Source organism: Blastopirellula marina, from assembly GCF_002967715.1.
In the GTDB taxonomy this organism is placed as follows: domain Bacteria; phylum Planctomycetota; class Planctomycetia; order Pirellulales; family Pirellulaceae; genus Bremerella; species Bremerella marina_B.
On the sequence record NZ_PUIA01000026.1, the window covers coordinates 14,269 to 29,770 of the forward strand.

The 15,502-nt window shown below is 55.2% G+C and carries 24 protein-coding genes; all 24 read right to left on the reverse strand.

Annotated features, from left to right (window positions below; all coding sequences use genetic code 11):
* Positions 1–2: 2 nt before the first annotated feature.
* A complete protein-coding gene (gene map, locus C5Y96_RS08205) occupies positions 3–773 on the reverse strand; it encodes a type I methionyl aminopeptidase (RefSeq protein ID WP_105351893.1) in 771 nt (256 codons plus the stop codon).
* Positions 770–1,354 carry an adenylate kinase gene (locus tag C5Y96_RS08210; protein WP_105351895.1) on the reverse strand — a complete coding sequence of 195 codons (585 nt, stop codon included), beginning with the start codon at positions 1,352–1,354 and terminating at the stop codon, positions 770–772. Before C5Y96_RS08210 ends, map begins: the two co-directional genes overlap by 4 nt.
* A gap of 127 nt (positions 1,355–1,481) precedes the next feature.
* Positions 1,482–2,867 (reverse strand): preprotein translocase subunit SecY, encoded by a 1,386-nt coding sequence (gene secY, locus C5Y96_RS08215; protein WP_105351898.1) that lies wholly within the window; start codon positions 2,865–2,867, stop codon positions 1,482–1,484.
* 246 nt (positions 2,868–3,113) lie between these two features.
* A complete protein-coding gene (rplO, locus tag C5Y96_RS08220) occupies positions 3,114–3,611 on the reverse strand; it encodes a 50S ribosomal protein L15 (RefSeq protein WP_105351901.1) in 498 nt (165 codons plus the stop codon).
* The gene (rpsE, locus tag C5Y96_RS08225; protein WP_105351903.1) at positions 3,611–4,093 is read right to left on the reverse strand and encodes a 30S ribosomal protein S5; all 483 of its coding nucleotides are present in this window, start codon (positions 4,091–4,093) and stop codon (positions 3,611–3,613) included. Before rpsE ends, rplO begins: the two co-directional genes overlap by 1 nt.
* A 78-nt stretch (positions 4,094–4,171) precedes the next feature.
* Positions 4,172–4,537 carry a 50S ribosomal protein L18 gene (gene rplR, locus C5Y96_RS08230; protein WP_105351905.1) on the reverse strand — a complete coding sequence of 122 codons (366 nt, stop codon included), beginning with the start codon at positions 4,535–4,537 and terminating at the stop codon, positions 4,172–4,174.
* Positions 4,538–4,611: 74 nt separating this feature from the next.
* A complete protein-coding gene (rplF, locus tag C5Y96_RS08235) occupies positions 4,612–5,157 on the reverse strand; it encodes a 50S ribosomal protein L6 (protein WP_105351908.1) in 546 nt (181 codons plus the stop codon).
* A gap of 76 nt (positions 5,158–5,233) precedes the next feature.
* Positions 5,234–5,632 (reverse strand): 30S ribosomal protein S8, encoded by a 399-nt coding sequence (gene rpsH / locus C5Y96_RS08240; protein ID WP_233198892.1) that lies wholly within the window; start codon positions 5,630–5,632, stop codon positions 5,234–5,236.
* 13 nt (positions 5,633–5,645) lie between these two features.
* Positions 5,646–5,831: a type Z 30S ribosomal protein S14 gene (locus C5Y96_RS08245; protein WP_105351913.1), complete on the reverse strand. Its 186-nt coding sequence runs from the start codon at positions 5,829–5,831 to the stop codon at positions 5,646–5,648.
* A gap of 72 nt (positions 5,832–5,903) precedes the next feature.
* Positions 5,904–6,476 carry a 50S ribosomal protein L5 gene (gene rplE / locus C5Y96_RS08250; protein ID WP_105351914.1) on the reverse strand — a complete coding sequence of 191 codons (573 nt, stop codon included), beginning with the start codon at positions 6,474–6,476 and terminating at the stop codon, positions 5,904–5,906.
* A 61-nt stretch (positions 6,477–6,537) separates the two neighbouring features.
* Positions 6,538–6,879, reverse strand: coding sequence for a 50S ribosomal protein L24 (gene rplX, locus C5Y96_RS08255; protein ID WP_105351915.1), 342 nt, complete (start codon positions 6,877–6,879; stop codon positions 6,538–6,540).
* A complete protein-coding gene (gene rplN / locus C5Y96_RS08260) occupies positions 6,879–7,247 on the reverse strand; it encodes a 50S ribosomal protein L14 (protein WP_105351916.1) in 369 nt (122 codons plus the stop codon). The genes rplX and rplN overlap by 1 nt, the downstream gene beginning before the upstream one ends.
* Positions 7,248–7,306: 59 nt before the next feature.
* A complete protein-coding gene (gene rpsQ / locus C5Y96_RS08265; RefSeq protein ID WP_105351917.1) occupies positions 7,307–7,621 on the reverse strand; it encodes a 30S ribosomal protein S17 in 315 nt (104 codons plus the stop codon).
* A 30-nt stretch (positions 7,622–7,651) separates the two neighbouring features.
* Positions 7,652–7,855: a 50S ribosomal protein L29 gene (rpmC, locus tag C5Y96_RS08270; protein ID WP_105351919.1), complete on the reverse strand. Its 204-nt coding sequence runs from the start codon at positions 7,853–7,855 to the stop codon at positions 7,652–7,654.
* 72 nt (positions 7,856–7,927) lie between these two features.
* Entirely contained in the window at positions 7,928–8,362 is a 435-nt protein-coding gene (gene rplP / locus C5Y96_RS08275; RefSeq protein WP_105351921.1) for a 50S ribosomal protein L16, read from the reverse strand.
* On the reverse strand, positions 8,301–9,023 hold the full coding sequence (gene rpsC / locus C5Y96_RS08280) for a 30S ribosomal protein S3 (protein WP_105351923.1): 723 nt from the start codon (positions 9,021–9,023) through the stop codon (positions 8,301–8,303). The genes rplP and rpsC overlap by 62 nt, the downstream gene beginning before the upstream one ends.
* Positions 9,024–9,065: 42 nt before the next feature.
* Positions 9,066–9,416, reverse strand: a complete 351-nt coding sequence (rplV, locus tag C5Y96_RS08285) for a 50S ribosomal protein L22 (protein ID WP_105351925.1) — start codon at positions 9,414–9,416, stop codon at positions 9,066–9,068.
* An 86-nt stretch (positions 9,417–9,502) separates the two neighbouring features.
* Entirely contained in the window at positions 9,503–9,775 is a 273-nt protein-coding gene (gene rpsS, locus C5Y96_RS08290; RefSeq protein WP_105351927.1) for a 30S ribosomal protein S19, read from the reverse strand.
* Between the two features lie 60 nt (positions 9,776–9,835).
* Positions 9,836–10,696, reverse strand: a complete 861-nt coding sequence (gene rplB, locus C5Y96_RS08295) for a 50S ribosomal protein L2 (protein ID WP_105351929.1) — start codon at positions 10,694–10,696, stop codon at positions 9,836–9,838.
* Positions 10,697–10,751: 55 nt separating this feature from the next.
* A complete protein-coding gene (gene rplW, locus C5Y96_RS08300) occupies positions 10,752–11,078 on the reverse strand; it encodes a 50S ribosomal protein L23 (RefSeq protein ID WP_105351932.1) in 327 nt (108 codons plus the stop codon).
* Positions 11,079–11,143: 65 nt separating this feature from the next.
* Positions 11,144–11,776 carry a 50S ribosomal protein L4 gene (gene rplD, locus C5Y96_RS08305; RefSeq protein ID WP_105351935.1) on the reverse strand — a complete coding sequence of 211 codons (633 nt, stop codon included), beginning with the start codon at positions 11,774–11,776 and terminating at the stop codon, positions 11,144–11,146.
* A gap of 49 nt (positions 11,777–11,825) precedes the next feature.
* On the reverse strand, positions 11,826–12,515 hold the full coding sequence (gene rplC, locus C5Y96_RS08310; protein WP_105351937.1) for a 50S ribosomal protein L3: 690 nt from the start codon (positions 12,513–12,515) through the stop codon (positions 11,826–11,828).
* A 113-nt stretch (positions 12,516–12,628) separates the two neighbouring features.
* The gene (gene rpsJ / locus C5Y96_RS08315) at positions 12,629–12,946 is read right to left on the reverse strand and encodes a 30S ribosomal protein S10 (protein WP_105351940.1); all 318 of its coding nucleotides are present in this window, start codon (positions 12,944–12,946) and stop codon (positions 12,629–12,631) included.
* Between the two features lie 438 nt (positions 12,947–13,384).
* On the reverse strand, positions 13,385–15,463 hold the full coding sequence (fusA, locus tag C5Y96_RS08320) for an elongation factor G (RefSeq protein ID WP_105351942.1): 2,079 nt from the start codon (positions 15,461–15,463) through the stop codon (positions 13,385–13,387).
* Between the last annotated feature and the right edge of the window lie 39 nt (positions 15,464–15,502).

Consider the following 15,502-nt stretch of genomic DNA (forward strand, 5'->3'; position numbering starts at 1 on the left):
GCCTAATCATCGCCGGTCAGGATGCGCACGCCTGAGGTAGTCAGGGCCAGCGTGTGCTCGAAGTGCGCCGTCAGGCTATGATCCTTGGTCGAGAGAGTCCATCCGTCACCGTGCAGATAGAGATCTTCCCGCCCTACGGCAACCATCGGCTCGACAGCGATGACCAGGCCTGGTCGCAGGTCAAAGTCCCCTTTCTGCCGGAACTCACGCGAATCGTAGTTGGGAACCTGGGGCTCTTCGTGCATCGTCGTACCGATGCCATGTCCTACCAAGGTCGTAATCACCGAGAATCCGGCCGATTCGACCACATTCTGCATTTCTTTGGCCACCTGGCTCCAGCGTTTTTTCACCGGGAGAAGCTCGATGGCGACATGCAGTGCCCGCTCGGTTACTTCCATCAGCTTCTTCGCTTCATCGCTGATCTCGCCGACAGCATAGGTCCAGGCCGAATCGCCGCACCAACCACCGATTTTGGCACCGGTATCGACGCTGACGATGTCGCCTTCTTTGAGGATTCGCTTGCCAGGAATGCCGTGCACCACTTCGTCGTTCACAGAAACGCACGTGGCAGCAGGAAAGGGAACCTTACCCGGAACCCCTTTGAACAGCGGAATGGCCCCCGCTTCGGCGAACAGGTCGTCTACCGCCTTGTCGAGTTCAGCCGTGGTAACCCCTGGCCTGACCAGCTCGGCCACTTTTTGGTGGGCTTGCCGAACGAGCTGCCCGGCAACGTGCATTTTCTCGATCTCGCGTTTGGAGCGGAGCGTGATCATGCGTTTCTCTTTCGGTCCACTTCTTCCAGAATGGTTTTGATGCGGTCGAAGACTTCGTCGATCGAGCCGATCCCGTCGATACGGTGCAAAACCTGCTGCTCTTCGTAATAGGCGATCAGCGGCGAGGTCATATCGTCGTAGACCTTCATACGGTTACGAATTGTCTCTTCGTTGTCGTCGCCGCGGTCTTCTTTCTGAGCGCGAGCCATCAGCCGGCTTAAGAGTTCGTCCTGATCGACCGTGAGGTTCAATACGGCATCAACCGCTTCGTCATCGACTGCCAAGCCCAGATCAAGCGATGCGGCTTGTGGCAAGGTTCGGGGGAAGCCATCGAGCAAATAGCCGTTGCGACAATCGGGCTGAGCCAGACGCTGACGCACGAGTTGGACGACGATTTCGTCCGCGGCCAGACGGCCACCCTCCATTTGCGCAGCGACCTTCAGGCCGAGCTCTGTCTTGTTACGGATCGCTTCCCGCAGCATTTCCCCCGTCGAGATATGGGGAATGTTCAGAAATTCGACCAGCTTTTGGGACTGCGTCCCTTTGCCGACACCAGGAGGTCCGAGAAAGATAATCCGCATGGCCAAACCGCAGTCCAGCTTGGGCGTAAACGACGTGGGACATCATCGACACCGAAGTCACAAAATCGAAGCCGCCTTTCCCATGGGGTAATGGAAAGGCGGGACGTGCCATCCTGGCGAGAAAGGGTTAGCCCTCGATGAGCCCCTTGTAGTTACGCATCACCAAGTGACTGTCGATCTTTTGGACCAGGTCGAATGCCACACTCACAGCGATGAGCAAACCAGTACCACCGTAGAAACTTGCCACCTGAGGCGAGACACCCAGTTCCGCGGAAACGAGCGTCGGAATGATCGCCACCAAGGCAAGGAAGCCTGCACCCACGTACGTGATGCGAACCATCACCTTTTCCAAGTATTCTTCCGTGCGCCGACCTGGACGATAGCCGGGAATGAACGAACCGAAGTTCTTCAGGTTCTCCGAGACGTCCTTCGGATTGAAGGTGATCGCCGTCCAGAAGTAGCAGAAGAAGTAGATCAACGCGATGTAGCAAGCGATGTACAGGAAGCTTTGTCCGCGAGCGAAAACGTCAGCCAGGTTGGCCAGCGTTGCTGATTCGGTCCATCCGGCAAGAGCCTGGAAGATGAACTGTGGGAATAACAGCAAGCTGCTCGCGAAAATGATCGGCATCACACCGGCTTGATTGATTCGCAGTGGAAGGAACTGGCGGGTACCCCCATAAACGCGACGACCGCGAACATGCTTGGCACTCTGCATTGGGATCTTGCGTTGTCCCTGCATGATAAAGACCACACCAGTGATCACAGCCACAAACAGGATCGCTAACACCACAATGGTTTCAATACCAAACTCCCCTCGCGTGAAGTTGGTCAGCTCAGGCTTGGTATTGTAAAGCAGGTCCAGCAGCGCCCCTGGCATTGCCGCGAGAATACCAGCCATAATCAAAAGGCTGATACCGTTGCCGATGCCGAACTCGTCGATCTGCTCGCCGAGCCACATCAAAAAGACGGTCCCGCAGGTCATGATCGCCACAGCGACGATCGCCCAGCCCCAATAGAGGCTTTTATCGATATTGCCTGGTTCTGCGGATGTCCAGAACGCCTGGTTGACGATACTATCACCCCCTTCACCCACGGCCGTCATCGACGCCAGGTAGAAGTAACTCTGGATGACGCACAAAGCCACCGTCGCATAACGGGTGTACTCGTTGATTTTCTTGCGTCCCGTTTCCCCTTCCTTCTGCAGCTCTTCCAGCGGCTTCCAGACGGTACCGAGGAGTTGGAAGATAATCGACGCCGAAATATACGGCATGATACCCAGACCAAAGATAGTGATCTGGCTCAACGCACTGGCACTGAAAACGGAGACTTGCTGCAGCAAGCCAGCAACCCCTTCGTTTCCTTGCGAAGCGAACATCTCTTGCAGCTTGAGCTGGTCGATCATCGGCAGAGGGATTTGCGAGCCGACACGAAAGACGGCCAACAAGCCGATCGTCAAAAGAATCTTCGTCCGTAGTTCGGGGATGGTGAAGAGGACGCGTACTTTTTCCAACATGACAATCTAACCCGATTTGGCTAGTTCGAATGAATGCCTGTCAGCAGGCATAGCAATGAACGATGGTTTGCAGGGATGTGCGGATGAGTAAATTTACACCAAACCGCGTGTCTCAGACTAGACCACCCGAATGAGTCCTATCCGTAAATTCGAGCGTATTTCCGCATTCTTGCGGTTCGCTAATCACTGCTTGCGCAAAAAACATGCCCACGTAACAACGTGGGCATGTCGTGTTTTGGCTTTTAACTAGGCCTTAGCACCTTTGGCGGCTTCCTTCTTTTCAGCCACCGTGGTGATGCGGACGACCGTGTTGCAGGTACCGCCAGCCTTTTCGATCTTTTCCTTTGCCGAGGCGCTGAAGCGATGAGCTTCGACCGTCAGCTTCTTGGAAAGTTCACCGTCGCCGAGAATCTTAACTTCATCGAAACGACGCTTGCACAGGCCCTTTTCACGGAGCGTTTCCATGGTGACCGTATCACCATCGTTGAACAGCTCGTTCAGGTCCTTGATGTTGACAGCAGCAACCGTCAGTGCCCAGCGGTTGTTGAAACCACGCTTAGGCACGTGACGAACGATCGGGGTTTGACCACCCTGGAAAGTCGGACGATTCGACCAACCAGCACGGCTACGAGCACCCTTGTGACCGCGTTGCGAAGTCTTGCCCCAACCGCTACCGGAACCACGTCCGATACGTTGGCGACGCTTGTTCTTTTGAACGCCTTGGTTGATATCGTGCAAACTCATTAGACAGCAACTCCTCGCAGGCGTTGAATTTCTTCCTTGGTTCGCAGTTGTTCCAGTGCGTTCAGGGTGGCTTTCACCAGAACGACTGGGTTCGTCGAACCAAAGCTCTTGGTCAAAACGTCGTGGATCCCTGCAGCTTCGCAGACGGCACGAACCGAAGCACCAGCGATGATACCGGTACCAGGGTGAGCTGGAAGCATAACCACGCGGCCGGCACCAAAAGTACCGATCACCTTGTGCGGGATCGAGCCTTCAACGATCGGCACTTCCAGCATCTTGCGTTCAGCTTGCTTGACGGCCTTCTGAACGCTCGGTGGGACTTCGTTGGCTTTGCCATAGCCCCAACCGACCTTGCTCTTGCCGTCACCAATGACGACCATTGCCGCGAAGCTGAAACGACGACCACCCTTGACCACGGCGGCACAACGCTTGATCTTCACGACCTTTTCGACGAATCCGCCTTTGCCAGAATCTTTCGCCACGGTATTGGCTCTCCCGTTTGGATGTTACCGATCTGAGGACCGGGTTTTCCCAACGCTTTGAAATGACTTAGTTATCTACTAGAAGTCCAATCCACCTTCGCGAGCGGCCGATGCCAGTGCGGCAACACGTCCGTTATAGCGAAAGTGACCACGATCGAAGCAAACCTGCTTCAGCCCGGCAGCCAATGCCTTTTCGGCGATGGCCTTGCCGATCTTCGCGGCGGCTTCACAGTTGCCAGCAGTAGCATCCGCACGCAGATCTTTGTCGCGGGAAGAAGCCGACACCAAGGTGCGACCTGCTTCGTCATCGATGATCTGGCAATAGATGTTGTTATTGCTGCGGTAAATGGTCAGACGCGGACGTTCTGCGTTGCCACGAACCTTTCGACGGACGTGATTGCTCCGACGCTTCCGCTGCTTGGCAATGAATTTTTGCTTGTTCACGACTCAACTAGCCTCGTGGGTGCCGCGGTAACAGCCGCGACACGATGACTTCAATTAACGTGGTTATTTACCGATTACTTACCAGCGGCCTTACCAGGCTTCAGCTTAACGCGTTCGCCTTGGTAGCGGACACCCTTGCCCTTATAAGGCTCAGGCTTACGGCTGGCACGCACTTCGGCAGCAAACTGACCGACGCGTTGCTTGTCGATACCCTTGATCAGAATGTGGGTCTGGTCTGGGCAAGTGACGGTGAGATCCTTGGGGATCTTCTTATGAACTTCATTGGCGAAACCGACGCGAAGCTGCAGGATGTCGCCGGCGATAGCCGCCAAGTAACCAACGCCTACAACTTCCAATCGCTTTTCGTAACCCTTGTCCACACCTTCGACCATGTTGGAGATTAGGGCCCGGGTCAGGCCGTGCATGGCCTTACCGGTTCGGGTATCTTCCTTTCGCGAGACAACCACTTCCTTTTCGTCTTCACTCAGTTCGATGGTGATGACAGGATTGGCAGTGTACGAAAGCTTGCCGAGGGGGCCTTCGATGTTGACGGTTTGACCGTCGATCGAAACCTTGACCTTTTCAGGCAGGGCAACTGGTTTTCTACCTAGTCGGGACATTTTCTTAACCTATCTTAGGCAATGGGTCTCTGCGAAGGAGACTGTCCTGGTGGATGAATGGATTACGAGCTGGTAACTACCAGACTTCGCACAATACTTCGCCGCCGATCTTCTTCTGGCGAGCTTCACGATCGCTGATCACACCACTGGAGGTGCTGATCACGGTGATACCCATGCCATTGAGGATTGGACGCAAATCGGTCGACTTGGAATAAATTCGACGACCAGGCTTGCTGATACGCTTGATGTGCTGAATCACGCGTTCCCCGCTGGGGCCGTACTTCAGTTCCAAGCGAATCTGCTTCACCGGATGGTCCTCGGTTTCTACCCAGTCCCAGATGTAGCCTTCACGCTTCAACACGTCGGCCAAACCGCGTTTGACTTTGGACGTGGGCATTTCAACGTGTGGGTGCTCGACGCGAACCGCATTGCGAATACGGGTCAACATGTCGGCGATAGGGTCGGTCATCATAATACTTCGGGTCCCCTTACCAACTCGCCTTGCGTAAACCTGGAATCAGCCCTCGATCCGCCAAGTTGCGAATACAAATACGGCAGACACCAAACTTTCGGTACACGGCACGTGGTCGACCGCACATAGTGCAGCGACGTTCACGCCGAGACGAAAACTTCGGCTCGCGATTGGCCTTGGCGATTTTTGACTTGCTTGCCACGAGGATTTCCTACCTGGAAAACGAATCGACTGAGTAAACGTTCTTTATACGGTCCGGTCTAAGCACTACGACTTAGGCGGTCTTCTTCTTTTTAGGATCTTCCCGCTGGAACGGCATGCCCAACAGAGCAAGCAGTTCGCGAGCTTCGTCATCGGTTGCCCCGGTAGTGACGAAGGTGATGTCCATACCTTGCTGACGGGTGTACTTGTCCGGGTTCAATTCCGGGAACACCATCTGCTCGGTAAGGCCCATCGTATAATTGCCGTTGCCGTCAAAGCTCTTGGGGTTCACACCACGGAAGTCGCGAACCTGTGGAAGGGCCAGCGAGACCAGGCGGTCCAGAAACTCGTACATGCGTTGACGACGAAGGGTGACCTTCACGCCGATCGGCATGCCTTCACGCAGCTTGAAAGCGGCGACGCTCTTACGAGCACGGCAGATCATCGGGCGCTGGCCGGTGAATTCCGACATGGCTTCCGCAGCTTCGTCGACATGTTTCTTTTCGGTGACGGCGGTACCAACACCCATGTTGACGACGATCTTCCGCAAGCGAGGCAGGTTCATCGGGTTCTTACGACCGAGCTTTTCAGCCAGTGCGGGAAGCACTTCGTTTTCGTATTGTTCTTGAAGTCGTGGTTTGCTCATGGCTTATCTCGAACGATTACCGGCTCACGCCTTTTGACTTGGGACTGCCGCCAGGCAGTAATTATTTCTTCTTGGCCGGACTCAGCTGGCCGATTTCGGCATTGCATGACTTGCAGTACCGAACCTTGCTGCCGTCCTCTTTGATCTTGGCACCGGTCTTGGTGCGGGCCTTGCACTCGGTGCAAACCAGCATGACGTTGGAAATGTCGATTGGCATTTCCTTCGACAGCTTGCCCCCCTTAGGGTTACGCTGGCTTGGCTTGACGTGCTTGTAAACCTTAGCCACGCCTTCCACGAGGATCTTGCCCTTTTCAGGGTAGACCTTCAGGACCTTGCCACGAAGTTCGCTGGCCGCATCGGCGCCGGTGATGATTTCGACGGTGTCGTCAACTTTGATATGCATTAGACCACCTCACTGGCCAAACTGACGATCTTCATGAACTTGCGATCTCGCAGCTCACGAGCGACCGCACCGAAAATACGCGTGCCACGCGGATTATTGTCTTTGTCAATCAGTACGACCGCGTTGCGATCGAACCGGATGTAGCTTCCGTCTGGACGACGAGTCGGCTTTTTGCAGCGAACGATCACGGCACGAACAACGGCCTTCTTCTTCACGTCCGCACCTGCCACAACTTCCTTCACCGAGCAGATAATCACGTCACCCAGGCCAGCGGTACGCTTACGCGTTCCACCGAGAACCTTAATGCACATGACTTCCTTCGCTCCGGTGTTGTCGGCGACGGCCAGTCTTGTTTCTTGTTGAATCATCGCTTTTTAAATCCAACCCTATGCCGCGGCTGATGTCAGCTTTGGCGGTGTACGGGAGCTTATCTATCTTCTTGTTCTTGGAGGTGAGCCGCTTGTTCACGAGCAGCCTTCAAAGCGGCCACGTCAACTTCGGTGCTCTTTTCCACGATCCGAACCAATTCCCAACGCTTTGTCTTGCTGCGGGGACGGCTCTCGATGATCTCGACCCGATCGCCCAGGCCCGACTCGTTGTTCTCGTCGTGCACATGGCAAACCATGCGTCGCGAGTAGTACTTGCCGTACAGCGGGTGACGGATACGACGGGCGATTTCAACGCGTCGCGTTTTGTCTTGCTTGTCGCCCGTCACTCGACCGACCAATACTTTCTTGGGCATTGCCGAATCTCTCTTTAAACTTCGCTTGAATTAGGTACTGGCCGCGGCGGCTGCTCGCTCGGCTTTAATCGTTTTAATCCGAGCCACCAACTTGCGATTCTTCGCTAATTCGCTGGGGGCGTCCAAACGTTCGGTCTGAGACTGAACTCGCAGACGAAACAGGTTGTCCATGGCGTTCTTCAGATTCGCCTGGAGCTGATCGTCGCTCAGTTCTCGCAATTCGCTTGCTTTCATTGCCTTATTGCCTAATCACGTTTCGCTTGCGGTTATGTCGCCGCCGACCATCGTGGCCAGGTCCTCAGTGGACTAGGCCTCAGTTGTTTCCAGTTCCGGACGACGACGCACGAAGCGGCATCGAACCGGCATCTTGTGAGCCAAACGAGCGAAACAAATCTTCGCTTGTTGCTCGGTGACACCCTTGAGCTCGTACATGACCGTACCGGGCTTCACGGTGGCGACCCAACGGTCAGGCTCACCTTTACCCTTACCCATACGAGTCTCCAACGGGCGAGCCGTTACCGACTTGTGGGGGAAGATCCGGATGTACAACTTACCGATACCACGGACGTACTGCTGAGCAGCGATACGACCCGCTTCGATCGTTTGAGCGGTAATATGTCCCGCTTGTGTGGATTGAAGTCCGTAATCACCAAGGACGACGGTATTGCCACGAGTGGCATTACCTTTTATACGTCTTCTTTGGCTTTTTCGGTGCTTCACTCGTCGAGGCATCATAGCCATCGGAGTCGTCCCCTTCGTAAAAACCGTTATTGATCCAGACCTGGACCCCGATGTGTCCCTGCGGAGTACGTGCTTCAGTGAAGCCGTAATCGATCTTCGCCCGCAGGGTGCTCAACGGAATCGATCCTTCAATTTGCTTTTCGCGGCGAGCCATTTCCGCACCACCAAGACGCCCGGCCATTTGGATTTTGATGCCACGGGCACCGGCCTCCATGGTGCTTTCGATCGCACGTTTCATCGTGCGGCGGAAGCTGGCACGCTTGGCCAACTGATCGGCGATATCCTCGGCGACCAACTGGGCTCGCAGTTCTGGGCGACCGACTTCTTCAATCTTCAGATTGATGCGACGGCCAACCAGGTTTTGCAGTTCTTCCTGCAGCTTTTCGACTTCCTGCCCCTTCTGACCAATGATCAGACCAGGTCGGGCGACGAACAACGTCACGCGAACTTCATCGCGAGTCCGTTCGATTTCGACTTTGTCGATACCTGCATTACGGTACTTTTGGCGAATGCGTTGATCAGGGTGCTTCAGGATGAAGTCCCGGATCTTCTTATCTTCCAGGAGCAAGCCTGGAAAATCACGCTTCGACGCAAACCATTTGCTCTTCCAGCCGACCATGACGCCGGTACGAAACGCAACTGGATTAACTTTTTGTCCCATGCTTGTCTCTCGACTCGAAGACGGGGCAACCACCTGGTTACCTTAGCCTTGGAGTTCCTCCAGGGTGACGTGAATGTGACAGGTCCGCTTCAAAATCGGGAACGCGCTTCCACGAGCTCGGGGGCGGAATCGCTTAATGATCGGGCCACCATCGACGCGAGCTTCGCGAACAAACAAAGCATGCTGGTTAGCAGCACGACCTTCGTTCTGTTCCGAGTCTTGCGAGTTGCCGATGGCACTCTTAATGACTTCTTCCAGCAGGCGAGCACCACGCTGCGGTTGATATCGCAGAATATCGAGTGCCTCGTCGGCCAGCTTGCCACGCACCAAATCGGCTAGCGGGCGCACCTTTCGTGGGCTGATGCGTGCCAGTCGGTGGGTCGCTTTGAACATGGTTGATCAACTCCTCGAACCACGGGTGTCGGGCAAGGCCCTTGTTAGCCGTGGGCAGCCAAGCTGCGTTTGCCAATCGGTATGCGTTATTTCTTCTTCTTGTCAGCGCCATGACCACGGAAGGTTCGCGTCGGTGCGAATTCGCCGAGCTTGTGCCCGATCATGTCTTCAGTGACATAAACTTTCAGGTGGGCCTTGCCGTTGTGGACCATGAACGTGTGGCCGATGAACTCGGGAATGATCGTGCAAGATCGAGCCCAGGTCTTGATCGGGTCCTTGGTGCCAGCCTCTTCTTGCTTGGCAACCTTTTCATAAACGTTGGGGTCGACGTACGGCCCTTTTTTTAGGGATCGGCTCATCTTTGAAAACCTTTAGGATCGCGGCTTGGCGGCCTAACTTTCCGTGTGCTGTGGGTGCTCTTACTTCAACAACTTCAGTAGACCGTAACGACGCGAACGACGGCGACGAACGATCGAGCGATTGGAAGCCTTCTTGCGGTGACGCGTTGCACCACCTTTGGTCGGCTTACCTTGTGGCGTAACCGGATGACGACCACCCTTGGTACGACCTTCACCACCACCGTGTGGATGGTCGATCGGGTTCATCGCGGTACCACGGACGTGAGGACGTCGACCAAGCCAACGCTTACGACCAGCCTTACCGAGCGAAATCTTTTCGTGATCCGGGTTGCTTACACGACCGATGGTCGCACGGCAGCGGCTCGAAACACGGCGAATTTCGCCACTGGGCAGCGACAGCTGAGCCCAATCGGCTTCGCAGGCCATCAAAGTGGCCGAGCTACCAGCCGAGCGGCACATTGCACCACCACGGCCAGGCGTCATCTCAATATTGTGAACGGTGGTCCCAGCAGGGATGTTCTTCAACGGCAGGCAGTTACCAACCGATGGCGAAGCTTCGCTACCGCTTTGGACCTTATCGCCAGCCTTCAAACCATCGGGAGCGAGGATATATCGCTTTTCGCCGTCAACGTAGTTCAACAGGGCGATACGAGCACTGCGGTTCGGATCGTACTGCACCGAGGCAACCACTGCCGGCACACCATCTTTGGCGCGACGAAAGTCGATCACACGGTAACGACGCTTATGGCCACCACCGCGGTGACGGGTGGTGATCTTACCTTGGTTGTTACGACCGCCGGTCTTGGTCAGCTTCCGGAGAAGGTTCTTCTCTGGCTGTGCTCCCTTGGTCAACTCTTTGAAGTCGCTGACCGAGGCGTTACGACGCCCAGCGGAAGTTGGCTTGTATTTTCGGATACCCATGGTTCGTCTCGTAGTTTATTACGGGTCGCTGTCTTATGCGGAGGACCGAACTCGATTAATAGAAGTCGATCTTTTGATCATCAGCCAACGTGACGATGGCTTTCTTCCAGTTGCGGGTCGTTCCGTTGCGAAAACGATAACGGCGGGCCTTGCCCTTACGCGTTTGCGTCTTCACGCTGGCGACTTTGACGTCGAACAACTCTTCAACCGCACGACGGACATCCAACTTGGTGGCAGCCGGAGCGATCTCGAATGTATATTGATTCAAGTCTTCCGAAACCTGAACACCCTTTTCAGTCACCAGCGGACGCAGGATCACTTGGTGCGAATCAAGCGTACGGGTTGGGGTGTCTGTGCTCGGTTTGTAGTAAGGCCGTGCCATGTTGGCACCTCTGTCACTATGTCAGGTTGAATTGATTTACCGTTAAGTCAATCGACCAAAAGCGATTATTCGCCCTTGCCACTGCTCCGAAGCGAGTCGAGAGCAGCTTTAGTGATGACTAACTTCCGAGGACGCAGAACCGAGTAGGCGTTCAGTTCAGCAACTGGGCTGACCGAGACACCTTCGATGTTCCGTGCACTGCGGTAGAAGATCGGATCGTGCTTTTCCAGCGCGATCGCAACCTTTTGACCGTAAACACCCAGGGCTTTCAAAGCACCTGCGACGCTCTTGGTCTTGATTTCACTTTGAGCCAGGTCGTCAACAACAACCACTTGCTCGCCTTGGATCTTGCTGGCGATTGCCATACGGGTCGCGATCTTCAACGCCTTCTTGTTCAGGCGGTACGAGTAATCGCGTGGGCGAATCGCGAAGATGTGACCACCGCCACGGCGAACGCCGCTACGTTTGGAACCGGCACGTGCGTTACCAGTACCTTTCTGGCGATACATCTTCTTGGTCGAACCAGCAACTTCAGCACGTGTCTTACTGCGGTGTGTACCCTGACGGAGATTCGCCTGGTACATCACGACAGCGTCGTGCATCAACTGCTTGTTGATCGACGGAGCGATTTCAGCCGGATCAAGCTCGTACTTGCCGACTTCCTTTCCGCTCTTGTCAAAAATTGGCAAACTGACCATGGAACTATTCTTTCACGCGTTGACGCGACTTAATGCTTCAAGGACGCCGTTAGCGAACCATATTTGTTTCACGAACGATCACGTATCCGCCATTCGGGCCTGGAACGGCACCGTTAAGCAAGATCACGCCGTTTTCTTCGTCGACCTTGACCACCTTCAGATTGCGAGTGGTGACCTTGGCGTTCCCGTACTGGCCGCTCATCCTCAGGCCCTTAAACGTACGGCTTGGATAGGCACTGCAACCGGTGCCACCGGTGTGACGGTGAACCTTCTTCACACCGTGGGTAGCACGCTGACCAGCGAAATTGTGTCGCTTCATCACACCGGCGTAACCGCGACCGCGGCTAGTGGCAATGACGTCGACGCGGGCTGCTTCAGCGAGAACGCCGATGCTGATCTCTTGACCAACTTCAGCACCTTCGATCGAACCACGAAGTTCACGGATGAAACGCTTTGGTTCGCATCCGGCCTTTGCGGCAGCTTCACCGCCAGCGGCGGCCAACTTCTTCGATCGCTTGCTTGAGAGAGGAGCAACGTGACCACGTTCACTACGAATCGCCAAACGACGGGGCTTGTCGCCGTAACCGAGCTGAATTGCCTCGTAGCCATCGCGCTCCATGGTTCGCACCTGGAGAACGTGACAGGGACCTGCTTGTACAACCGTAACCGGGATAACTTCACCAGACTCTGTATAGATCTGGGTCATCCCGACCTTACGGCCGAGTATGCCTTTTGCCATGATTCGTCGCCTTGTAGTCCGTTGCTCGCTTCGATGGATTAGCCAAGTCGGCCAATTACCACCCGAAGCTTCCAGCCATCCAAAGACTCTTTAAAACGAGCTAAGTGGGTAAACTATCGAGTTGTTGCCTTGATCTTGATATCGACACCAGCTGGCAGATTCAGCTTGTTGAGCGATTCAATCGTCTTGGCGGTAGCCTGGACGATATCGATCAGACGCTTGTGCGTCCGAACTTCAAACTGCTGACGTGCCTTTTTGTCGATATGCGGACCCGACAGAACGGTGTACCGTTCGATGCGAGTCGGCAACGGAATGGGGCCATGCACTTCCGAATGGGTCCGCTTCGCCGTATCGACGATGTCGAGAGCACTCTGATCCAAGATCGAGTGATCGTAAGCTTCCATCCGAATGCGAATAATTTCTTTCGCCACGTGCCTGACCCCTATAAGCTGCTTCCCGGAAACCCGGGGTTGTAATTTCTTTTCGCTCCCTAGTCGCTCTTTGAGCTAACCGGGAAACAGATGATATTAAAAATCCAAGGCTGTTTCGTCAATGGGCTCAGGTTTGGATTTCGAACCTTTTTCGAATGGTTGTCTCGATCGGCGAAAAAAGCCCTGTTTTCAGGCACAATACGCTACTTCTCGAAACTTACGGGTATGGGCAATTCTCGGAATAACCTGTCGGATTTTTCGTTCTCGCAGACCTGAATTCAGAGCCCGCAGACCGAACTGACATAAATTGCCCATGATTCATGGATCCAACCTGGGCTTCAGCAGTGCAACCCATCTGCCAACCTAACCCTGTCGAGCAGCCAGGTTGACCGTGTGAATCGCGACCCACCGCCACCCAGTCGGCCCAGTCACCGCAGATCACATAAACTGCTTAATTAATTCTGGTGGGGCAGGGGCGTACTTGAGCGGTTCCATGCTGCTGGATGCCCGGCCTTGGCTTAGGCTTCGCATCGCACTGGAATAGCCAAAAAGCTCGGCCAGCGGGGCGTGGGCCTCGATGATCGCGTCGCCGGAGCGATTCTCGGTCTTGGCGATCTCGCCCCGCCGCTTCATGATGTCTCCGACGAAATCCCCCATGTAATCTTCCGGGGTTGTGATGGTCAGCTTCATGATCGGCTCGAGCAGGGTTGGCACGGCGGCTTCCAGGCCTTTCTCGAAAGCATCTCCCGCAGCAATCGCAAAGGCAGTCTCGGTCGAACCGACTTCCGCTGCTTCGGCGTCGAGGATGGTGACTTTGATATCAGCTAACGGAAACCCACCGATGATGCCGCCGCCCGCAGCCCGGCTTTGCAGCTCTTCGATCGCCGCTTCGACCAGGTTGTACGGCACACGTTCTGGCGGAACCCGAGGAATGATAATGACCGGCTGTTGCTGATTCGGTGCGTGCTCGACCTGAATCGTAACCTTCGCGAACAACTGCTGCCCCTGAATTACGCGATGACATTCGCCAGTGACTTTCGCCGATTTGCCGATCGTTTCGCGGTAGCTCACGCGTGGCTTGTGCACCTTCACGTTCAGCTTGAAATCACGCAGCAGGCGATGGCGAATCACTTCCAAGTGCAGTTCACCCATCCCGCTAATGATCGTCTGCCCGGTATCTTTGTTTTCGCTGGCGGCGAACGTCGGATCCTGGCGGCGCATCATCGCCAGGGTCTCGGAAAGCTTGTCGCGGTCCGCGGACGATTCCGGTTCAATCGCCATGCCGATCACGGTCTCTGGAAACTTGATCGACTCCAGCAAAATAGGGCTGCGCGTATCACACAGCGTATCCCCAGTCACCGAGTGACGCAGGCCAATAATGCCCACGATATCGCCCGTACCAACGTGATCGACCTGTTCTTTTTTGGAGGCTTGAATGTGCCACAACTGAGCACAGTTCTCTTTCACATCGCGACCAGGATTCAGCAGGCGCGAGTTTGGCTTCAATTCACCGGAATACACGCGAACCCAGGTCATGTCGCCGTGCTTGGCAGGCAGCACTTTGAAGACCAGGCCGCAAAACGGCTCCGCGGGATCTGGCTCGCGCTTCTCGGCCTGATTCTTCTTCGTAGGATTCGTACCCACGACGGCCGGCACATCCTTGGGACTCGGCAGGTAGTACGTCACCGCGTCCAAAATTGGCTGCACCCCAATACCATCGAGCGCCGAACCACACATCACCGGCTGCAGTTCGCGAGCGAGCGTACCTTGCCGCAGCACCTGGCGAATCAAAGCTGGCGGAATTGGTTCTTCCGAGAGACTCAGCTCCATCAATTCATTGCTGAGGTCGTACAATTTCTCGAGCAAGTTATCGCGCCACTGCTGGGCCTTCTCGAGGTAATCTTCAGGAATGTCGAGCACGTCGACGGTTCGATCCTGATCCCCTTCGCCGAAATGGAGCATCTTCATTTCGATCAGGTCGATCACGCCGCGAAAAGCTTCGGCCAGATGCGGAGGCCCGGCACCGACAGGGATCTGAATGGGAACCGGATTCGCTTTGAGGCGTTTCTCAATTTCGCTAAGAACCGCGTAGAAATCGGCACCTTCACGATCCATCTTGTTGATGAACGCGACACGCGGAACCTTGTAGCGATTGGCCTGACGCCAAACCGTTTCGCTCTGGGCTTCCACCCCTTCTCGCGCACTGAAGACAACCACACCCCCATCGAGCACGCGCAGACAGCGCTCAACCTCGGCAGTAAAGTCCACGTGCCCCGGCGTATCGATCAGGTTTACCGTATGCCCCTTCCAGGCAAACGTCACGCACGCCGAATAAATCGTAATACCGCGTTCGGCCTCTTCTGGATCAAAGTCCGTCTGCGTGGTCCCCTTGTCGACCTCGCCCACCTTGTGCGACGTACCGCTGTAATAGAGCATTCGCTCGGTCACCGTTGTCTTCCCGGCGTCGATGTGGGCAATCACCCCGATATTGCGAATGTCTTCAAGTTTACGATCCATGACTCTGACGCCAGCCGCTTTCAGCTGGACCTTTCTTGC